This is a genomic window from Chloracidobacterium sp., assembly GCA_016711345.1.
GTDB lineage: Bacteria > Acidobacteriota > Blastocatellia > Pyrinomonadales > Pyrinomonadaceae > OLB17.
This window is the reverse complement of sequence record JADJTD010000001.1, coordinates 2,887,191-2,907,871: the sequence shown is the minus strand read 5'-3', so window position 1 is coordinate 2,907,871 and position 20,681 is coordinate 2,887,191. Positions and strand designations below refer to the sequence as shown.

The 20,681-nt window shown below is 50.3% G+C and carries 13 protein-coding genes; 6 read left to right on the top strand and 7 right to left on the bottom strand.

Annotated elements, in window-relative coordinates; all coding sequences use genetic code 11:
- Positions 1-74 precede the first annotated feature (74 nt).
- Both IPL32_11970 and IPL32_11965 read right to left on the bottom strand, forming a co-directional pair.
- On the bottom strand, positions 75-1,268 hold the full coding sequence (locus IPL32_11970; GenBank protein MBK8466540.1) for a class I SAM-dependent RNA methyltransferase: 1,194 nt from the start codon (positions 1,266-1,268) through the stop codon (positions 75-77).
- Positions 1,265-1,948 (bottom strand): hypothetical protein, encoded by a 684-nt coding sequence (locus tag IPL32_11965; protein MBK8466539.1) that lies wholly within the window; start codon positions 1,946-1,948, stop codon positions 1,265-1,267. The genes IPL32_11970 and IPL32_11965 overlap by 4 nt, the downstream gene beginning before the upstream one ends.
- Positions 1,949-2,050: 102 nt before the next feature.
- Between IPL32_11965 and IPL32_11960 the strand changes: the two genes are divergently transcribed.
- The 4 genes from IPL32_11960 to IPL32_11945 all read left to right on the top strand — a co-directional run bounded on the left by IPL32_11960 (position 2,051) and on the right by IPL32_11945 (position 12,387).
- On the top strand, positions 2,051-3,646 hold the full coding sequence (locus IPL32_11960; GenBank protein ID MBK8466538.1) for a methylmalonyl-CoA mutase: 1,596 nt from the start codon (positions 2,051-2,053) through the stop codon (positions 3,644-3,646).
- Positions 3,647-4,252: 606 nt separating this feature from the next.
- The gene (locus tag IPL32_11955; GenBank protein MBK8466537.1) at positions 4,253-9,688 is read left to right on the top strand and encodes a hypothetical protein; all 5,436 of its coding nucleotides are present in this window, start codon (positions 4,253-4,255) and stop codon (positions 9,686-9,688) included.
- Between the two features lie 984 nt (positions 9,689-10,672).
- Positions 10,673-11,911, top strand: coding sequence for a type IV pilus twitching motility protein PilT (locus IPL32_11950; GenBank protein ID MBK8466536.1), 1,239 nt, complete (start codon positions 10,673-10,675; stop codon positions 11,909-11,911).
- Positions 11,912-12,066: 155 nt separating this feature from the next.
- Positions 12,067-12,387 (top strand): hypothetical protein, encoded by a 321-nt coding sequence (locus IPL32_11945; protein ID MBK8466535.1) that lies wholly within the window; start codon positions 12,067-12,069, stop codon positions 12,385-12,387.
- Here IPL32_11945 and IPL32_11940 read toward each other — a convergent pair.
- On the bottom strand, positions 12,384-12,671 hold the full coding sequence (locus IPL32_11940) for a (2Fe-2S)-binding protein (GenBank protein MBK8466534.1): 288 nt from the start codon (positions 12,669-12,671) through the stop codon (positions 12,384-12,386). The genes IPL32_11945 and IPL32_11940 overlap by 4 nt on opposite strands.
- 77 nt (positions 12,672-12,748) lie before the next feature.
- Between IPL32_11940 and IPL32_11935 the strand changes: the two genes are divergently transcribed.
- Both IPL32_11935 and IPL32_11930 read left to right on the top strand, forming a co-directional pair.
- Positions 12,749-12,970, top strand: a complete 222-nt coding sequence (locus IPL32_11935) for a glutaredoxin (protein ID MBK8466533.1) — start codon at positions 12,749-12,751, stop codon at positions 12,968-12,970.
- A gap of 172 nt (positions 12,971-13,142) precedes the next feature.
- Positions 13,143-15,581, top strand: a complete 2,439-nt coding sequence (locus tag IPL32_11930) for a DUF3808 domain-containing protein (protein ID MBK8466532.1) — start codon at positions 13,143-13,145, stop codon at positions 15,579-15,581.
- A gap of 59 nt (positions 15,582-15,640) precedes the next feature.
- On the opposite strand, the gene IPL32_11925 is transcribed toward IPL32_11930, so the two are convergent.
- Genes IPL32_11925 through asnB form a run of 4 tightly spaced genes read right to left on the bottom strand, consistent with a single transcriptional unit; the run spans position 15,641 to position 20,675 of the window.
- Positions 15,641-16,501 carry a class I SAM-dependent methyltransferase gene (locus IPL32_11925; GenBank protein ID MBK8466531.1) on the bottom strand — a complete coding sequence of 287 codons (861 nt, stop codon included), beginning with the start codon at positions 16,499-16,501 and terminating at the stop codon, positions 15,641-15,643.
- 39 nt (positions 16,502-16,540) lie between these two features.
- On the bottom strand, positions 16,541-17,752 hold the full coding sequence (locus IPL32_11920; protein MBK8466530.1) for a glycosyltransferase: 1,212 nt from the start codon (positions 17,750-17,752) through the stop codon (positions 16,541-16,543).
- Positions 17,749-18,783 carry a GNAT family N-acetyltransferase gene (locus tag IPL32_11915; protein MBK8466529.1) on the bottom strand — a complete coding sequence of 345 codons (1,035 nt, stop codon included), beginning with the start codon at positions 18,781-18,783 and terminating at the stop codon, positions 17,749-17,751. The genes IPL32_11920 and IPL32_11915 overlap by 4 nt, the downstream gene beginning before the upstream one ends.
- Positions 18,780-20,675: an asparagine synthase (glutamine-hydrolyzing) gene (asnB, locus tag IPL32_11910; GenBank protein ID MBK8466528.1), complete on the bottom strand. Its 1,896-nt coding sequence runs from the start codon at positions 20,673-20,675 to the stop codon at positions 18,780-18,782. The genes IPL32_11915 and asnB overlap by 4 nt, the downstream gene beginning before the upstream one ends.
- Positions 20,676-20,681: the final 6 nt, after the last annotated feature.

Below are 20,681 nucleotides of genomic sequence, written 5' to 3'. Positions count from 1 at the left end.
CAAATAAAAGTTGCAGAGCATGTCAGTAGCCCGCACGTAAGTAAGGGCTCATCTTTGCAATGGCGAGCCCTTACTTACGTGCGGGCTACCGACAGTCGAACGACCGTCTCAACGTGATGCGTCTGAGGGAACATATCGAGTGCGGTTATTTTTTCGATCTTATAGCCTGCGTCAATCAAGATGCTCAGATCGCGCGCGAGGATCGACGGTTCGCACGAAACGTATGAAATATGTGCCGGCTTGAGCCTCGCGATCTTCGGTATCGTCTGTTTCTCAGTGCCGCTGCGTGGCGGGTCGATAAGGATAAAGTCGAGTCCCTTTTTTTGATTTTCCATCAAGAATTTAGCAACACTCTGGCTAGCAAGCCGCACGTTCGTTTGGCCAGAGGTGTAAACATTTCGTTTCGCAAATTTCACCGACTTTCCGCTCTCCTCGACGCCGACAACCGTGCCGAAACGCTTTGCCATCGGAATCGTAAAAAGACCGACGCCGCAGTAAAGGTCAAAAGCAGCCTCGCCTATAGCATCGCCAAGAGCGGCTTCTACGAGTGCAGGGATCAACGATTTGTTCGCCTGAAAGAATGTCTCCGATGAATAAACGTAATTGTTACCATCAAATTCGAAGGTGAGTTCAGATGTCGGTTCGGCCATATCAGCAGAATAGGTCGAGATGCTGCCGTCTTCACCGTTCGCGGCTTCGATCTGAGCTTTGTCGCTCCAGATCTCGTCCCAATTAAGCCTCATGCGGAGATCATCGAGAGCCGATTGTAGTTCAGGTGTGAGGATCGGGCATTTCTGCACGTCGATGACCTCGTGCGAATCGCGGCGAAAATAGCCAATTGCCTTTTTGTCGCGGTCGATATGCCAACGTGCACGCGAACGATAACCAAATTGCTGCGGGCTGGGAATGACATTTATCTCCGCGTCATAGTCTATTTTTCCAATGCGATGCAGACAGTCGCGGATTATCCCAACCTTGGCATCGAGCTGCGCCGCATAATTCATCTGCTGAAAATCGCATCCCCCGCATGATCCGAAATATTCACACGGCGGAGTGATGCGTTGTTCACCACCCTCGATGACCTCGACGATATCAGCGAAGGCTATTTTCTTTTTTACCTCACGAATGCGAACGCTGAGTTTGTCGCCGGTAACGCTGAGCGGCACAAAAACCGTTAAGCCATCAACAAACGCAAGCCCAAGCCCGCGCGGAACGATCTTTTCGATCCGAACCTCGAGAATATCACCGATAGTGTATTGTTTTTTCACAAGTAAAATAATCCAAGGCGTGGTACGCCGGCTTCTTCGCGAAGCCTTTTCAACAGCATCAACTCAAACGTGTTTTTGTAGGCATCAGGCTCCATTTCGCTTTTATAGATGCGAAGTTGTCCTGCAATTTCTTTCTTTAAGGTTTTCAGATGCGATGACTCCCAATGCGTTAGCATTGCACGGTCGATAAGTTTTTCAATGTCGCTGAGCGTCTTATCAATTGATTCAAAGTCACTGCTCAGACTACCGGTCAACTCATCGAGCCTTGAGATCGCGCGGGCGATATCTTCCTTCAAGCCTTCCATAGAAACAGCTTTCAAAGTCGCGATCGATTTTTCTATATGACCGCTGATCGATTCCTTTGAAAACTCCGGCTCAGGACTCCCAACTTCTGACTCCTGACTCCTTCCAGTCTGCGAGGTCTGCCATTCGTTGTATTGAACCTCGATCTCTTCGCGGCAGTAGAAGAGGCTCTTTATCGTGCGAGTCCGCATCGCTGGCGGCTGTTTATCATATACATCAAATACTGACTCAATTGACCTGATAACGATATGCAGTGGAATTCCGCGATCCTGCCAGGCTTCAATCATAGCCCAGTCCAGCGGGCTCAGAAAAAGGTGCTTTCCACGCCGTCGAACGAAAGTGTCCTCGATCTCGGTAAAGTAATTAAAATAGTTCACGGCTAGTGAAATGCTAGAGTAGCCGCACCGATTAGTCAAAATAGTGCAACGATTGCTGTTTAGTTAAGCAACTCGCCCGGCTTGTGCTAATCTATTTCCGCTATGGCAGAGCGACGCGAGAAATTTGAGACATCTTCGGGCATTGAGCTTCCGAACGATTTCAATCCAGATAACACTGCACCGGTTAATTACGTCGAGGATCTTGGCGATCCCGGCACTTTTCCCTACACTCGCGGCATCAGACGTAATTCGTATCGCGGCAAGCTTTGGACGATGCGGCAATATGCCGGTTTTGCCACCGCTGAAGAATCAAACGCCCGATACAAGTATCTTCTGTCGCAAGGCACGACCGGACTGAGCGTCGCATTTGACCTGCCGACTCAGATTGGGCTCGATTCGGACGACCCGCTTGCGGCTGGCGAGGTTGGCAAGGTCGGCGTCGCCATTGACAGCCTAGACGACATGATGACGCTGTTCGATGGTATTCCGCTTGATGCGGTTTCGACGTCGATGACAATAAACGCAACTGCTTCGACGCTTCTTTGCCTGTATCTGGCTGTCGCACGAAAGCAGGGCGTCGGTTTTGATAAGATCAACGGCACGATACAGAACGACATTCTCAAGGAATACATCGCTCGCGGAACTTACATCTATCCTCCAAAACCATCGCTGCGTCTGATCACCGACACGTTCGCATATTGTGCCGCCGAGGTGCCGAATTGGAACACGATCTCGATTTCCGGCTACCACATTCGCGAAGCCGGCTCGACCGCCGCACAGGAAATTGCATTTACCCTCGCCGACGGCATTTGTTATGTGCAGGCCGCTAAGGATGTCGGCCTCGACGTTGATAAATTTGCGCCAAGACTCTCTTTCTTCTTTAATTCCCATAACAATCTGCTCGAAGAGATCGCCAAATTCCGGGCCGCTCGACGTATGTGGGCACGAATCATGAAAGAGCGCTTTGGAGCAAAAGATCCAAAATCGCTGACGCTGCGTTTTCATACGCAGACGGCAGGTTCGACGCTCACCGCTCAACAGCCAGAGGTCAATGTCGTTCGCACTACGATACAGGCACTCGCTGCGGTTCTAGGCGGCACTCAGAGCCTGCACACAAATTCGATGGACGAGGCTCTCGGGCTGCCGACCGAAAATGCCGCACGCATCGCTCTTCGCACACAGCAGGTCATCGCACACGAATCCGGCGTTGCCGACACGGTCGATCCGCTTGCGGGAAGTTACGCTATCGAAGAATTGACCACTCAACTCGAACGCATCGCTCTCGAATACATAGAAAAGATCGACGCCATGGGCGGAATGCTTCGTGCGATCGAGACTGGCTATGTCCAAAACGAGATCCAGGAAGCCGCTTACGATTACCAGCGTGCGGTCGAAACGAATGATGCGATAGTCGTCGGCGTGAACAGTTTTCAGTTGGAAGAGGAAGTTCCAATGCCTGTGTTACGCATAGACGAAAAGATCGAACGCGAACAGGTCGCCCGCACCCAAGCCGTCCGCGCCAAACGCAATGCCAACGACGCCGAAAATGCGTTGCAGGCGATCACAGATGCCGCCACCGGTACCGAAAATCTTCTCCCGCGCATTCTCACAGCCGTCGAGGCCCAAGTCACCGTCGGCGAGATCAGCCACGCTCTCCGCAAAGTATGGGGCGAATACCGCGAATCGATAACCATTTAGCACCCGTCGCTAAAATTTGATAAGCCTTAGCTTTTGAGATGTTTCATCCATTCATTTTAGGCGCAAATTTTGATTCTATTTTTCCGAAAGTTCATTTTTTAAAAATAGCGCTAAATTTGATGATTTTTAAATGTGGCACGTGCCACATTGTTGCGATTTGTTAGCAAAATCGATGTTTTTTGAATGCGGCATTTTGAAATAAGCTAAAGTGTGGGGTTATGCTATCAGTGTTAAGTTGTTGAATATATTGTACTTGTAAGAACTGCACATTTATTTATTGCGCAAAAGCTACCTTTGAGGGTCAAAAAGCCATCGGAGACCCCCAAAAAGCCATCGGGCGAAAGGCGTTTTTTTGGCTTTTTTAGAAAGGTCCCCATTCAGTATCTGTCGTTCTCTTCATTAACCTTTTCCATCCAGTATCGTCATTCCAATCGTTACAGTCGTTCTCGGCGCCGAACGCGATATTTTACTTGTAAAAACTGAAAATCAGGTATAACATCCTTGGCTAATTGCGTTTTCAATATTGATCTTATTTTGTTTTTGATTGAGGGTCCTCAAATGAATGCAAAGTGTATCTGAAAGAAGTTCCCATGGAGAATGATCAGCATGAACCTTGATCCCAACTGCCTTTTGCGTCGATTTATTTCATCTCTAGCTCATTTCCTGCCGACATTTGCCGGGTTCGTCGTATCGATATGCCTAACCGTCATAATAGGCGCATTTCCGATCGGTGCGGACGCTGCGACATTTGTGGTCAATGACACAAATGACGTTCAGGATGTTTCGCCGGGAAATGGTGTCTGCGAGACTTCTACAGGTAACGGCATATGTACGCTTAGAGCAGCCATTACGGAGGCAAATGCTCTCGCCGGTGCGGATATAATAACTCTTCCAGCCGGGACCTATACTCACGCTCTGATCGCTGCCAACGAGAATGTAAATGCCGGCGGCGACATTGATATTACATCACCTTTAACAATTAATGGTGCAGGTGCGGGGTTAACGATCATACAGTCCAACGCGGCTCAGAACACTGCGACCGAAAGGGTGTTTCACATCCTCGCCGGAGGTACCGCGGTTGCTATCGATGGTGTGACGATCCAGAACGGAAAAGCACTGAACGTGACCGATGGTGGACGCGGTGCGGGCATCAAGGCAGGTGAAAATTCTGCAGGTGATTCAGCCATCAATCTTACGATCACCAATTCTACGATCCAGAATAACTTTGCCGACACACGCGGCGGCGGACTTGCTATTAACAAAGGCAATCTAACGATCACGAACTGTGGCTTTACCGGCAATGTTGCGGGCAGCAATGTAGGCAATAGCGGTGCAGGTGGTGCTATTTTTATAGATTCGCAGGATAACGTTACAGTTCCCGGCCAAAACGCGGTAATCACCAACACCGTGATGACCAACAACAAGGCGGAATCTTCAATCGTAAATACTTTCGGCGGTGCAGTTATCGCCAGGGCTCTTAATGCGACGGTGACGTTTAACGGCTGTACGGTCAGTAATAATCAGTCCATTGCAACTGCAACGACTGGCTGTGCTACCGGAGCCTGTAATGGTTTTGCAGGAGGGCTTTACAATCAACAGGGCCGCATGATCCTGCTGAATAGTTCGATCAGTGGAAACAGTTCCAGTCACTATCATCCGGGAATTCGAAATCTGGCTTCGACTCAGGCCGCCGCAACTCTCGACATAACTAACAGCACCATCAGTAATAACAGTTCCTCCTTTGATGATGCTCAAGGCGGCGGAGCTGCTAACATTGTCGGCGGTTCATTTGATGCCGCTATTAATATCGATCATTCAACGATCAGCGGTAATACGCTCACGGGAAACGTTAGCCTCGGTGGCGGGCTTCTAAATGTGGGAAACACCGGCGGATCTGCGGTGATGAACATCACAAATTCCACTATATCGGGAAACTCATCTCACGATGTAGCAGGGATTTATTCCGATGGAGCTTTTGGAACATGTGTCATTGATTTTTCGACGATCACGGGAAATGTGGCTGACGCAGCGTCGGGTGACGGCGGCGGTATTTATCAGGATACGACAGCAGGCGGTGCAACCTTTGTTTCAAATTCCATCTCGGCAAACAATGTAGCGTCTGTAAATGTGGATATAAATGATCTGCCCACATCCTTAAACTATAATCACATTGAAAATCCTGATGCTTTTTTTGTCGTTGCGGCTAACGACGTTATTGGAAGCGATCCGTTGCTCGGACCGCTGGCTAACAACGGAGGACCGACACTGACGCATATTCCGGGGCTTCCGGTTCGCGACTTGATCCCAACCGGAACGAACGGCTGCGGCAGTCCGGTAAGTAACGATCAGCGTGGAGCTCTGAGGCCGGCAGGCGGAGGCTGTGATAAAGGTTCGGTGGAGTTTGACGGGCCGACACCTACACCGACACTAACGGCGACAGCAAGCCCAAGTCCGACGAATACCGCAACAGCAACAACCACTGCAACCGCAACAAACACAGTTACGCCCACTAACACTTCGACCTCAACAAATACGGCGACGCCAACCCCGACTCCGGGACCAGCCGTGAACGGCTTGTTCGGTGTTCAGCCCGCGACCGGACTGATCGTAAAGATCAATCCCGGTAACGGAATTATCTCGGCCAGTTTCGCTGCTCCTTCCGGCATAAGCTCCACAACCACGTCGATTGGGCTGAGCATGGCCGAGAGTGATAGCGTACTGTTGTATAAAAATTCAAATGTGAATAGCACCACCCTTTTCCGGATCGACCCAACCTCAGGCGCGACGCTTTCGACTCTCGCGGCCAGCAGTTCTACTGAGGACGGTCTTTCGTATGAGTCCAACGCGGGAACAGACCTGATCTTCTCCGGTCATTCGGGCTCCGACTTACACAGGCAGTTCGGGTATGGCGGCAGTGTCACTACGGGCTGGGAAACAGGAGCTCCGATTGGTGGTTTGGGCGGCGACGGCCATGGTCGAGAATTCGGATATTTTACGGATGGCTTGATCCACGAATATTCTCCAACCGTTGACGACAATGCCTTCAACAGCACACTGCCTTCGCCTGCCGCCGATGTTCAAGGCATGGCATTTGACGGCACGAATCTTTACGTATCAACCGCGTCCGGCATGCTCTATACGCTCGATCCAAACACCGGAGCGGTGCTTAATTCGGTGTCAGTAGCTGGCGGAGCTCTTTACGGGTTGGGAGCATCGGCGTCAGTAAGTATTGCTACTCCAACAGCATCACCAACGCCGACGAATACTGCGACCGCAACTCCGACAGCCTCGCCCACACCGGGGTGCGGACTGATGGTCGTTTCAAGTGTCACAACCGGCTATCAACCCCACAATTACACGGCGATCGCCAACAATACCGTCAGTTATACGTTTTCGAATAGTGTGGCGGCAACTAACCAATACGCTATCTTCCAAACCCATGACCCGTGGGGAAGTACGGTGATCAAGACCGCGATCACTAACGCGGCACGCTCTTTTACCGTGTTTACCCCGGCCCAATTGACTGGTTTTAATTTCAACAACTACCGTGTTGTTGTTCTCAATTGGGACGATCACAATCCAAGTGAATTTAATTCAACTTATTCAGCTGCGATCCCGGCTTTGGAGAACTATGTAAATTCAGGAGGTGTTTTGTGGATACAAGGCGCCATCCAAAGTTCGAGCTACAGCCTGCCATTTGGTGGAACCGCCGCTTTTCATGCAAATCCGACCGCATTCATAATGGACACAAGTAACCCGCTGATGATCGGTGTACCAAATCCGTTTACGGGTGCCTCCGCGAGTCATGCGACCTTGACTGGACTCCCGGCCGGTGCAGCGATTGTGGTTAGAGAAACGAATGCGAGCGGCCTGCCAATTCTTTATCAGCTTGGCCCAAACGCCTGCACGACGCCAACTCCAACCGCGACTGCGTCACCAAGTCCGACAACAACGTCAACAGCTACACTGACGCCGACCCGTACTGACACGCCGACACCGACGCCAACCGCGACAGTAACAACCACTCCGACCGCTTCGCCTACGATCACACCAACTCCATGTAGCCTCGGTAGTTGGAATTCTGTGGCAAATTTTCCTTTCTTGGTAACGGATATGGGAGTTGCATCTGACGGAGTGTCGTTGTTCGTGGCGGGAGGTTACCAAAATGGCACAACGGTTATAAACACAATGTATCGGTATGATCCGGGTACCAATATCTGGACTGCTCTCGCAAATGCTCCTATTTCATTCATGCGCATGGAGGCGGCATATTCGCCTATCTCACATTCGATTTACTTCTTTGGCGGAGCGCAACAAAGCGGACCGGTTCTGAATACTACTTACATCTATAATATTGGAACAAATACATGGACCACGGCGGCACCTATGCCAGGCGGACGATACTGGAACTCAGCTGTTTATTACGCACCCTCTAATAAGTTTTATGTCTTCGGAGGAACCGACAATAGCGGCTCCGGCGGTCCGCCGCAGTACAACAATGTTTGGGAATACGATCCGGCCACCAATTTATGGAACACAAGCAGACAAGCTGCTCCGGCAGGTTTTTCGGGAGCCGCAGTAGCCTTGTCAGGCCAGTTTGTTTACGTTGCGGGTGGCTACGGAATTGCAGGAGGGGGTACGCTTAATCACCTTCGTTATGACATTGTTAACAATACGTGGACGACGCTTGCTCCATTGCCATTTCAAATTTTCAACGCCGTCGGAGCGTCCATCGGCGGCAAGTTTTACGTAATGGGTGGAGGTAATCCGGCGCGTCCGACTGGCTCGTCTGTAAATGGCAAATTCGACGCAATGGATGAAGAAGATGATGCGAATCGGACGGCTGCTCCGGAAGCCTCATTCCGTTCGACGCTGATATTCGATCCGGTTACCAACGGCTGGTCGTCAGGCCCATTGATGATCGTCCCGCATTCCTATGCTGGTGGAGGTACTATTGGAAATCGTTTGATGATCGTGGCTGGCATAAGTACTAACGTCGTTGAGATGAATACTGTTAGCGGCGACTGTAGTACACCGACACCGACACCGACCAATACAGCTACTCCGACATTCACACCGACCGCTACCGTTACCCCAACTAATACTGCAACAGCGACGTTTACGCCGACGCCTTTTCCAGAGATAAGCGGGGTTGTGATATATCCGAATGCTATTGGCGGGCCGATACCTGTGTCGGATGTATTGGTTACAGGTTACGGATCGCCTGATGTTTTTTCTTCGACTGGAGGTGATGGAACATATGTGCTTACGGGTTTTGGAGTCGGTTCCTATACGGTCACACTTAGTAAGGAGGATATTTTCCGTAACGGCGTAACGTCATTTGATGCTGCGAGGATCACCCAACACGTTTTGGGAATCAATCGATTCAACGCTAATCAGGAGACGGCAGCAGATGTAAGCGGAAACGGGTTGATCAATTCCTTTGATGCGGCATTGATCATTCGTTACGTATTATTTTTGTCCGGATCGGGAACAACTGGAGACTGGATTTTCACTCCTACAAACAGGGTGTATTCACCGCCTATCGGCGTCCTAACGGGCGAAGATTATTCGGCATTTCTGATGGGTGACGTTTCGGGAGACTGGACGGAGAATGGCCTTCGTCCGGCGATCGGCCCGGAAAGAGGGATTGCTGTTGAGTTGGCGTCGGTTACTGCTTCGACGGATAAGGAGATCGTTGTGCCGGTGAATGTTCAAGGCATTGCGGACAAGGAAGTGATCGCGTATGAATTTGATCTCAGATACGATCCTTCGGTGATTCTGCCTATGGTCGAGGCTGTTGATGTTTCGGGGACGGTGAGCCGAGGGCTTGTCGTGGTGACGAATGCGGCTGAGCCGGGGCTTTTGAGGGTTGTTGTTTATGGGGCTTATCCGATAGATGGCGACGGTTTGTTATTGAATCTTAGATTTACTGCGGTTGGTGCATCGGGTTCGGTGTCGCCGATCTCGTTTGAGCGGATGATGTTTAATGAGGGTGAGTCGAGAGTTTCCGTGACTGACGGAAAGATCGAACTGTTCTAACTTAAAGCTCGATGCAGAAGCCCGCGCGTGAGCGAGGGCATCTGCAAGGAACCCAGTCGCTACCGCTCCCGGTTCTGACACGTGCGGGCTTTTGCACTTTGAGGTACACATCAAAATATGCTGACAAACGTGGTTAAACTGTGTTATTATTTCAATTGAGTCGCTTAGGCTCGTGTTTGCCCGCCTTTTTTCCGGCCGTTCGGCCTCTTCCCCACGCTTAAGAATATGGAAAAGCTAAACGAATATTTAAAGACCCTTCTCTCTTCGTGCAGTGATGAATTGCGGCTTGAACCGGATAAGAATCCGTACCTGATATCAGAAAACCGCACCACCGATCTGGGAAGTGTGCCGTTGATCGGTACGCAGATCAGCACAATGGTCTTTCCGCTGATACCGCCCGCTGCTAAGTCAGCCTTGCCGAACAGCCCTGAGATCGAATTCGTTCATCCGCACAATCTGGGCAATTTTAATTTTAATGTGCAGAAATCGCCGGCCGGATTTATTGTAACTATCAGGCCGTTAATAAATGATTCGGAAGGTTCGATCCCGATCCCGCAGCCTCTTCCTGACGCACCTCCTTCATACGCGGGAGACTTGAACGCAACGTTCAACGCCGAGCATCCTACGGTCGAATCTATTCCGGTTCCGCAGCCCTTAGATGAGCTGTTGTCAGCCGAAAGGCCTGTGGCTGCTCCGTCATATCAATTCGAAAGCTCATCGCTCGATTACGATCTGAACTCAACCGCTCCCGTTGATAATGCAGCGCTTGCAAATCTTCTTTTTGAGGAGCGGGAACAGCCTGCTCTGGAATATATTCCTCCCGCCGATAACGAGCCCGAAATAGAAGTTGTAGATGTAAACGATCCGCAATTTCAGACTGCATTTTCCGACACGGCTACATATGAACCTCCGGGCAGGCGTGACGATTTTGACCTTGGCGATCTAGCTGGACTAACAGAAGAAGCGACAACTCATGAAACGCTTATGCAGAGCGCTCCAGCATATGAAGCAGCGACTGCATACGAGGCTCCGGTTGTTCCGCCGCCTCCTGCTTATGAACCTCCACCACCTGCACCGGTCGCTCACACATCGCCCGCACAACCTGCTCAGGCTTCGTTCGTCCCTGCTGCGGCCAACTCCGCAGAGAGAGCCAAAATGGATGAGCTTTTCAGAAAAATGGCGGAGATCGGAGCATCCGACCTGCATCTTTCGGTGACAATGCCGCCGATGGTCCGTAAGGATGGCAAAATGAAACCGCTGGAAGAAGGTGTCGCTCCTCTGACTCCTGAGGCGATGCGTTCACTGCTCACATCGATAATGCCGGAGCGCAACCAGGAAGAATTTGCACGACGCAGCGATTCAGATTTTGCATACGAGATCGCTGGACTTGCTCGTTTTCGCTGCAACATCTTTATGGACCGCAAAGGCATGGGAGCTGTTTTCCGAATCATTCCGTCAAAGATGACTACGGCTTCGCAGATCGGATTGTCGGAAGCGATATTAGGCTTGTGCGGACTTTCGAAAGGACTTGTTGTTGTAACCGGACCGACCGGTTCAGGAAAATCTACGACTCTCTGCGCGATGGTCAACGAGATCAACATGACCCGCGAAGAGCACATCATCACGATCGAAGACCCTATCGAATTCGTTCACGATAATGTCAAATGCCTCGTCAATCAGCGTGAAGTACACAATCACACCGATACTTTCAAAGACGCTCTACGAGCCGCTCTTCGTGAAGACCCAGACATCGTTCTCGTTGGTGAAATGCGCGATCTCGAAACGATATCAATCGCTATCGAGACCGCTGAAACAGGACACCTTGTTTTCGGCACACTGCACACGACCACTGCGGCGTCGACTGTTGATCGCATCATCGATCAGTTCCCTGCCGACCGTCAACAGCAGATACGCGTGATGCTTTCGGAATCGCTTAAAGGCGTCATCGCCCAAACGTTGCTGCCGAAAAAAGGCGGCGGACGCGTGGCAGCACTCGAAGTGCTGATCGTCACACCCGCAATCAGCAATCTGATCCGCGAGGGCAAGACATTCCAAATTCCATCAGCGATGCAGACCGGCAAAAATCATGGAATGGTCATGCTCAATGAAGCTCTCTACGCCCACGTCGAAAGCGGCGCCGTCGAGCCACGCGATGCATACATCAAATCCGTCGATAAGACAGGCTTTGAAACAATGCTGACCCGCGGCGGTTTTAAGATCTGATCGGAACAGAAAATACAGAGGCCAGTTTGTTCATAAGGGCGGCACATTCGACGCGAGTGTATCGCCCTACTGACGTGCGGACTATTGCATTGTGCTTTTGTGATATTTTATCTGCGCAATGATAAAATAAACTGATTCACAGAGGTTAAGTATTTATGCAAGAAATAACTGCGTCCGAGCTTAAGACGCGTATGGATGCCGGAGAAGATATTCAATTGATAGACGTTCGCCAGCCTGACGAGTACGCATTTGCAAAGATCGAAGGTGCGAAACTGATCCCGCTCGGCGAAATAATGTCGCGGATGAATGAACTCGACGAAAATCGTGAGACCGTCATTCATTGCAAAATGGGCGGACGCAGTGCACGAGCGATCGAAGCGATACGGCAGTCCGGATATAAAGGCAGCTTGATGAATCTTGTTGGCGGCATTACGGCGTGGTCTAATGAGGTCGATCCGAGTGTTCCTAAATATTAGTCCTCGGTGAGGTCGATTCCCTCTGCCATCCGAACTATCTTCATCCCTTCAGCTACGGTAGTGCGGCATGCCATGACGGCTTTTTCTTTTTCGCCTTGCTCCAGCCAGACCTGGCAATTAAGGCATTCACCATTCCAGCAGAAATCGCCGTAAGAAATATTTTCCATCGCAAGAAACTGAAAACACCGCAGAAGCGAATTGTTCTCCGGGACGCTGTGACGATTTCCTCTTATTTCGATCTCGATCAGCTTTTCGTAAGGAGTAAAGATGTCTGGCAATGTCATATAAATTTAACAGCTATTAGAGTTTGCAGTTGAACGCCTTGCTAGATTATCTTACTGAAAAGGTGTAATTTTGAATAATGGCATTAGTCATTTATACAAAACCGGGCTGCCCGTATTGTCAGCAGGCCCGAGATCATTACAACGCGGCAGGGACGGCGTTTGTGGAGTACGACGCGCAGAATGACAAGGTTCGTCAGGGCGAGATGCTGTCATTCTCGGACGGCGATCCCACAGTTCCCTGCATCGTAAAAGATGGGAAGTATATGGGTTCAGGCTGGGGCGACCCGCCGCGTGGCTGAACGGTTCACCCTTGAGAGCCGGCAGTTAGCCGGACAGACAATTTAGGATTTGGGATTGCGGATTGCGGATTGCCGCATCCGCAAGTATTATGTTGGATTGCGATTTTATAAGTTAGTGGTTGCGGTTTATAGTTATTAATCCGCAATCTGAAATCCGCAATCCAAAATCGTTATGATTGGTTCGCAAATTAACCAATACAAGATCCTCGCAAAGATCGGCTCGGGCGGCCAGGGAACTGTTTATAAGGCCCTCGACACTAAGCTGAACCGTACGGCTGTCATCAAAGTTCTCCCGCCTGAACTCACTCAAAAGACTGCGAATTTCAAACGCTTCGAACGCGAAGCGCAGCTTTGCTCGCAGCTCGATCATCCTAACATCTGCACGATCTACGATTTCAACAGCGACAACGGTGTCTTCTACATCGCGATGCAATATGTCGAAGGCAAAAACGTCCGTCAGCTCGTCAGCGGACGGCCTCTCGATCTGAAAAGCGCTCTTTCAATAGCGATACAGGTTACCGACGCTCTGGCTTACGCTCATTCGAAAAATATCATTCACCGCGACATCAAGGCCGGAAATGTAATGGTGTCCGAGACAGGACAGGCAAAGATACTTGATTTCGGCCTCGCCAAACTTCTCGAAGACGAACATGCTGAAGCCAGCTCGGGAATGGACAGAACGCAGATCACTGAACTCGGCATCCCATACGGCACAGCAACCTACGCAGCTCCGGAACAGGCTAAAGGCGAACGAGCCGATCATCGCTCAGACATTTTTTCGACCGGCGTCCTGATCTACGAAATGCTTACCGGCATTTGGGCATTTCAGGGCAAGACCGTGATCGATGTTCGCCATCAAGTGCTTTATGGAACGCCAAAACCGCTTGCCGATCAGCGAAAAGAAGCCTTGCCTCCACAGTTGCAGCAGATCGTTGATAAAGCTCTGGCAAAAGAACCAAAGGACCGCTATCAAAAGATCGCAACGATGCGTGACGAACTCCGTGCAGTGCTCCAACAGGTTGCGGGCGCTCAGATCATGCCCAGCGATACATTCGTTCCCGGCCATGCAGATGGCAGCGCGGTCAAACGAGTCCTCAATTGGTTTACCGGCAAATCCACTCCGGAGGCATCTTCACAAGCATCCTTTCCTTCGCAGATCTCGTCCAGCCAACCATCATTCGCACCCGATATTTCGATGACGGCGACCGGCACGGAAAAAAAGAGCGTCGCGATCCTGCCGTTTCAAAATTTAAGTCAAGATCCTGCTTCTAGCTTTTACGAATTCGCGCTCGCTGATGCTGTTATTACAGAACTTGCTCAAATTCGTTCGATAATCGTACGGCCGAGTTCGGTCATCGCAAAATATCACGGCAAAGACGTAGATCCGCGTGAGGCCGGCAAAGAGTTGCGTGTTCATGCGGTACTGTCGGCGGGCTTTATCCGCGCCGGAGATAAACTTCGAGTGACGGCTCAGTTGCTTGACGTTGTTAGCGGCGACATTCTGTGGAGCGACCGCATCGACGCGGAAGGCAGCGATATTCTCGCACTGCAGGACGGAATTGCTCATCGAATTCTCGAAGGCCTCAGACTCGAACTCACTGATCTCGAAGCGGAAAAACTCGGTAAACGCGCGACCGAGAACGCTCTTGCTTGGGAAGAGTACCTCCGTGGACGCGACAATTTCGGACGCTTTATCTTTCGCACGATCGACGCCGAAGATTGCGATGCAGCGATGGCAAATTTCAAACGAGCTATCGAACTTGATCCGCATTTTGCTCTCGCGTACAGTGGCCTCGGAGCGTGTTATGCCAACCGCGTTTTTAAAGGCCTTGGCGAACCGGAAGATTACACCTACGCCGAAGCCGCTTTTAGCAAAGCCTTTTTCTACGATCCAAATGTCGTAGAAGCTCGCGTCTTGATGGTGATGATCTACATGGCTAGGGGCGAGAAGAAAAAGGCGCGCAGCGAAATCGAGCTGCTGCAAAAACAATTTCCAAACGATGCCTCTCTATATTTTGTAAAAGGCACGATGCACCGGCTCGACGGTGAGTATGAAGAAGCCCTTAAGGCATTTGATAAGCTAACGCGTCTTGATCCGGCGGCTCGTTCCGTAGCATCGTACAACCGGGCGAGGCTTTATATCTATCAACGCAGATTTGACGAGGCATTGGCAGAACTGGACAAGGGAGCCAAAACCGAGCCTAATCATCCGATGATAAAGATCTTTCGCTCGGGCGTTTTTTATTATCAGGGAAAATTTGACGAGGCCAACGATCTCATCGCCAGTGTCCTAAAAGAACATCCGACAATGGACGGTATTCGCCCGCTCGCCGCAGAATTCCTCGCTGGCTCCGGCCGACTCGACGAAGCGCGCGCAATGCTGACCGACGACGCCCTAGCTCTCTCACGTTCCGACCACGATATGGCCTACTGGGTCGGCTCAACCTACGCCCTGCTTGGCGAAAAAGACCTCGCATTCAAATGGCTAAACAAAGCCATCAAACTCGGCAACCAAAACCGCCCATATTTTGAAAAAGATACTAACCTTGATTCTTTACGGGACGACCCGCGCTGGCAGGAATTGATGGTTAAGATGAATAACGGTGATTAGTTTCGCATCCACGAAATTACACGAAACATTACAAAAGCTTTTTGCGTTTTTTGGTGACTTTAATGGTTACTAATTCTGTTACGCTCAAATACAAACTCATTACAACCTAAACCAGTGCCCCCTGATTTAACTTTGGTTAATGAGAAGCCGCGCGTCTTATAAAATTCAAATATCTCATCCACGGTAGCAACTTCATATGGATAACCGCCGACCCAGTCGACGATGTCGTACCAGCGGTTCATGCCCCGGCCGTTTTTGTACTGCGTCCATGAGCGGATGTAACTCATCGGGTCGAGAGTGATGAACGATTTCAGAAGACTCTTGCCTTCTTCGGGAAGAATGACAGCGACCGCAAATAGCGTTTTTAACAAACGCGGCATGCGACAATATGTTTTTTTGATCCAATGCCAGCGTTTTGTCTGGCTGCCGGTGTCGTTGTAGATCGCAATGAAGAGCTTGCCGCCGGCTGTCGTCGGGGTCACGGCATTTTCTAACGCACGCCACATGTCTCCAGTGTGATGCAGCACGCCCCACGAATAAACGATGTCGAATTTGCCAAGCGAGGCCACATAATCGGCGTCAAGTGCCGATGCTTGCTCAACGCGCCAGTTTGAATCGTGTGGGAAATATCGATTGCGGAGTTCTTGTGTGCAAGCAAACGAGTTACTGTCAAAATCGAACGAATGCACCTTCCCACCCAAACGCCTCGCCGCCAGCGAAAACAAGCCACTGCCTGAACCGATATCGAGAAAAGTTTTGCCTTCCAGCGATGCACATTCGAGCATTTCTTTTAATGACTGTTCGGCCGTCGCAATGCGTTCGTCATCCAAAACGGACAAGAACGCGCTCCAGTTTTTGCCAAACTCGAAGCGCTCACCGCTTTCTACTTCAGAATGATGTTGTAAGGCTATGTCATGCATAAGTCGGAACGGAGACAGTCTGCCTGCGTTAATATCCTGCTAATCGGCACGCATGCTGGCAGCCTGCGTCCCAAGTATCTCCCTTAATTCATCGACTTTCGATTCCCAGCTTTGGTCACTAATCGCATCGCTCACTTCGCAGCGAGGTTTAGGATTTGCAATTGCTTGCTCGATCTTGCAAATAAAATCCTCGTGACCGGTTCCGACGAGACTGTCGCCAAGCACACGAACCTCGGGAATGTCAGTCGAGACTACGGGCAATCCGGCGGCGAGATATTCGCGCACCTTTAACGGATTGGCGGCGAGCGTCAATTCGTTGATCTCAAATGGATTCAGCGCGACATCAAACGCTTTGCAATATGCTGGTAATTCCTTATATTCCTTACGGCCAAGCATGTGAATATTCGGTAAATCGGCGAGCACCTTTATCTTCTGTCTGGCATCGACACTCGTTTTCCCTATAAGCACAACGGAGCCGTCTTTGAAATGCACGGCTACTTTCTTGATGAGTTCATAATCAACCCAATCGGCGAGCAATCCGTGAAATCCAATGATAGGCTGCGGCAGATCGGCAATGTCCAACGGTATTGGAAGTTCCGGGTCCAGTGCTGTTCGAAAATGATGCCAGTCAGTTCCATGGCGGATGACGAACGTATTCGGATTGAAGTGCTTTTTCGATTCGAACAATGTTTCTGCTGAAACAATTACCAGATCCGCTCGTCGAAACAGGTCATCTTCGATCTCTTTCAAACCGCGCGACGCTCCAGTAAATGCCGTGTATTCATCCACGCAGTAATAGATCACTTTGCTCTCGCCCAACTGGCCAGCGATCATACCTGCCGCAGGGTTAAAGACCATGTTGACCACATTCTCAAACTGCAGCCGCTTCATCGCCTTTTTGACCTGGTGGCATAGAAACTTCTGATTGATATCGAGGATCAATTTGTTTCCGTAAGAAGGAAAAGCGAGCGGATTGAGCACAAAAATATTCGGCTCAACCTTGTGGATCGGCTCGGTAAAAGCTTTTAATTTTTTGTAGATACGTGATACGTCTTTCGGCGAAGTCGTCGGCATTCGATTCGCGATAGCATTGATCCAGAGAATGCGATTGTCTTTCGCCAATACGCGCATAAGATGCGTTTTCGAAAGCGGATCACCTGACCAATCGTTTGCGAAACACAGGATGTCACGGCCGCGAAGCTCATTGCTCGCAGCAGCGCTGATGATCTCGATTTCGCCAGTTGTTGTCATACTCTTGCGGCCGCCGTTTTGAGGCGCCGTCGAACAGAATCCGGAAGCGACAAATAGGCATTGACCGCGATACGGGAAACACGTTCACGGTTTTTGTGCCTTCTAAATAGAGTCCTGTCGAGCCGATAACGATGCGCTGCGACGACATTACCTCCGAAGCGAGCCAAGAACGGATGACAGGCTCCTAGGCTAAAGTGCTTAAACCCGGCCGAGCACGCCCACCCAATCGCCCACCATCCAAGCAGCTCATTTGGCCGCAGTTTCTGAAATTCTTCCAGTGAGTTGTTTGCCGCGTATTCGACCACACCGCCGTTGCAGAAACGAAGGTACGTAGCCGCAATGATCTTGCCTTCAAATAAAGCGATAAACGTTGCTCGATACTCCGACGATAGCATTTGCTTGAACGCATCAAATCCCTCAGGTTGAGTTCCTTTTCGCTGATTCCAATCTTTGTGTATTGTGAAAAGCTCGCCAAGCTCAGCCTCGGTCTCGAGTTGTTTGACCGCGATCTTGCCCAGCTTGATCGTTTTTCTGAGGTCGGTACGGCGACGCTCCGAAAACTCTTTGAACAGTTCATCGGCTCCCTTTGAAAGGTCAAGCATTACAACCTGATCAGCTCCGCTGCAAAGTTCGTGCTCATATCCGAATTGATCTATTCCGTCGATAGGATCCCACGAGTAGAGTTTCACCACCTCCGCCGAACCATCAAATTCAGCCAAACCTGCGATCAAGGCCGATGCCGCTGAAGCACGGTCTACACCATTTCGAAACGCCGCCTGAGGGCGAACCGTTAGCCCGCAAGATATAGACCTTCCTTGTCTCAGTCCCGATAGAACAGCATCAATTTGTCCCTTACAAGTAACTAAAACCACAAATCTCTCGCCCGCCCCGACAAATGGGTCCGAAAAGAAATCAGGCGTAACGTAATGCGTCGCAAACGTCGAATTGCAAAGAAAGTTTTCCCATCGCTCGAGCATTTCAGCATCCGGCGGATGGGTCAAGACTATATAATCATGCGAGTTGTCAGTCATTTTTCACCATCAATAAAGCGCCTCTGCCAGATCTCAAAGTTGACCAGAGACCACAAGCGTTCGTCATGATTCTCACCGGAGTTGTGTTTTGCGACGAGTGAACGCAGGTAATTTGCGTCAAATATATTGCGACCGATTGCACGTTCTCCAAGCACAAATTCATCAACAACGTGCTTAAATTCACCTCGAAACCATCGTCCGATCGGCACCGGAAAACCCATCTTCGGGCGCTCGATAATTTCGGCAGGCAAGATCCCTTTCATCGCTTCTCGCAGTATCCACTTTGTCGTGCCGCCTCGTAGTTTCATCTCACGCGGCATTCGCGCTGTAAATTCAACAAGCTTGTGATCGAGAAAAGGCACGCGGCTTTCGATCGACGCGGCCATCGACATCTGGTCCTGTTTCATCAGCAGTTCGTGAAGATAGGTTTTGGTGTCGGCATAAAGCAATTTGTCCAGCACATCCTCGGCCTCACATTTTTCCAACAATTGATTCTGTAGAAAATATGGATTTGTATTCCCAATTCTCTCGCGCGTTTGGCGGTTAAATAGCTGTTTTTGCATCGCTTTCGGAAAAACCGCGAAGTTATCGAAAAAAAGACTCTCAATATCCGTTTCTCGTGATAGAAAAGTCCTATTAAGCTTGCGATTCAAAACTCCGGGCAGCGTCGCAACGCCGCCGCGAACTGCGTCCCGCAAGAACGATGGCGTCATGCTCTCGTATTTCTCTCCATAATTTAGAAGCGTCAACGCCTTCTGATAACGCCCATATCCGGCGAGTGTTTCATCACTGCCTTCGCCTGTGAGAGTGACCTTTACATGCTGTTGAGCGAGCTTTGAAACGAAATAAAGCGGTACCGAAGCGACAAATCCGATCGGCTCGTCTTCATGCCATACAAGATTTGGCACGGCTTCGAAAAACTGTTCGGGCGTGATCGTTATCTCATAATGGTCTGTGCGAAATTTCTTCGCAACGAGTCGGGCATATTCAAGCTCATTTGCCTCGCGTTCGCGAAACCCGACTGAGAATGTCTTGATCGGGTCCTTGACCAGCGTCGACATCATCGCGGCTATAGCACTTGAATCGATTCCGCCAGACAAGAACATTCCGAGTGGAACATCCGCCATTAAACGCAGTTGGACCGATTGTCTGAAAAGATCGCGCCATTCTTCTATGTACTCGGCGTCGCTGCGGATCTCGTGTTTGGGTTCAAAGCTCAGATCCCAAAATTCGCGTACATCGATGCGTCCTTTGTTCCACGTTAACGTGTGGCCAGGCAGAAGGCGTTTCACTCCTTGAAAAAGTGTTTCGGCGCCGCTCGTGCCGTGGTTCGCAAACTGGTCAGGCAACACATTGAAATTGACTTCGGCTTTGACCGCTTCTATCTCAAGAAGCGCTTTTATCTCAGACGCGAAGAAAAGATTGCCGTCATTGTCATGAACGTAATACAGCGGCTTCACTCCAAATCGGTCTCGAGCGATGAACAGCTCCTGCTTGCCTTTATCCCAGATTGCAAACGCGAACATTCCACGAAGATGCTCGACACAATCTCGGCCATACTCTTCGTAGAGATGAAGGATCGTTTCGGTGTCGCTGCGGTTCTGAAATTGGTAGCCTTTTTTGGTAAGTTCGTCTCGATAGTCCGCGTGGTTGTAAACCTCGCCGTTATAGATGATCGCACAAGAACGGTTGCCGTTGAACATCGGCTGTGCTCCATGTGCAACATCGACAATGCTCAGTCGGCGATGCGCCAGACCGACATTTCCATCGACAAATACGCCGCCATCATCAGGCCCGCGATGATGCAAAATATCGCGCATCTGCACGAGTTTTGCTTTATCTACTTGCCTGCCGGAACGTGGGGAAAATGCTATGCCGTTGATACCGCACATGATTTT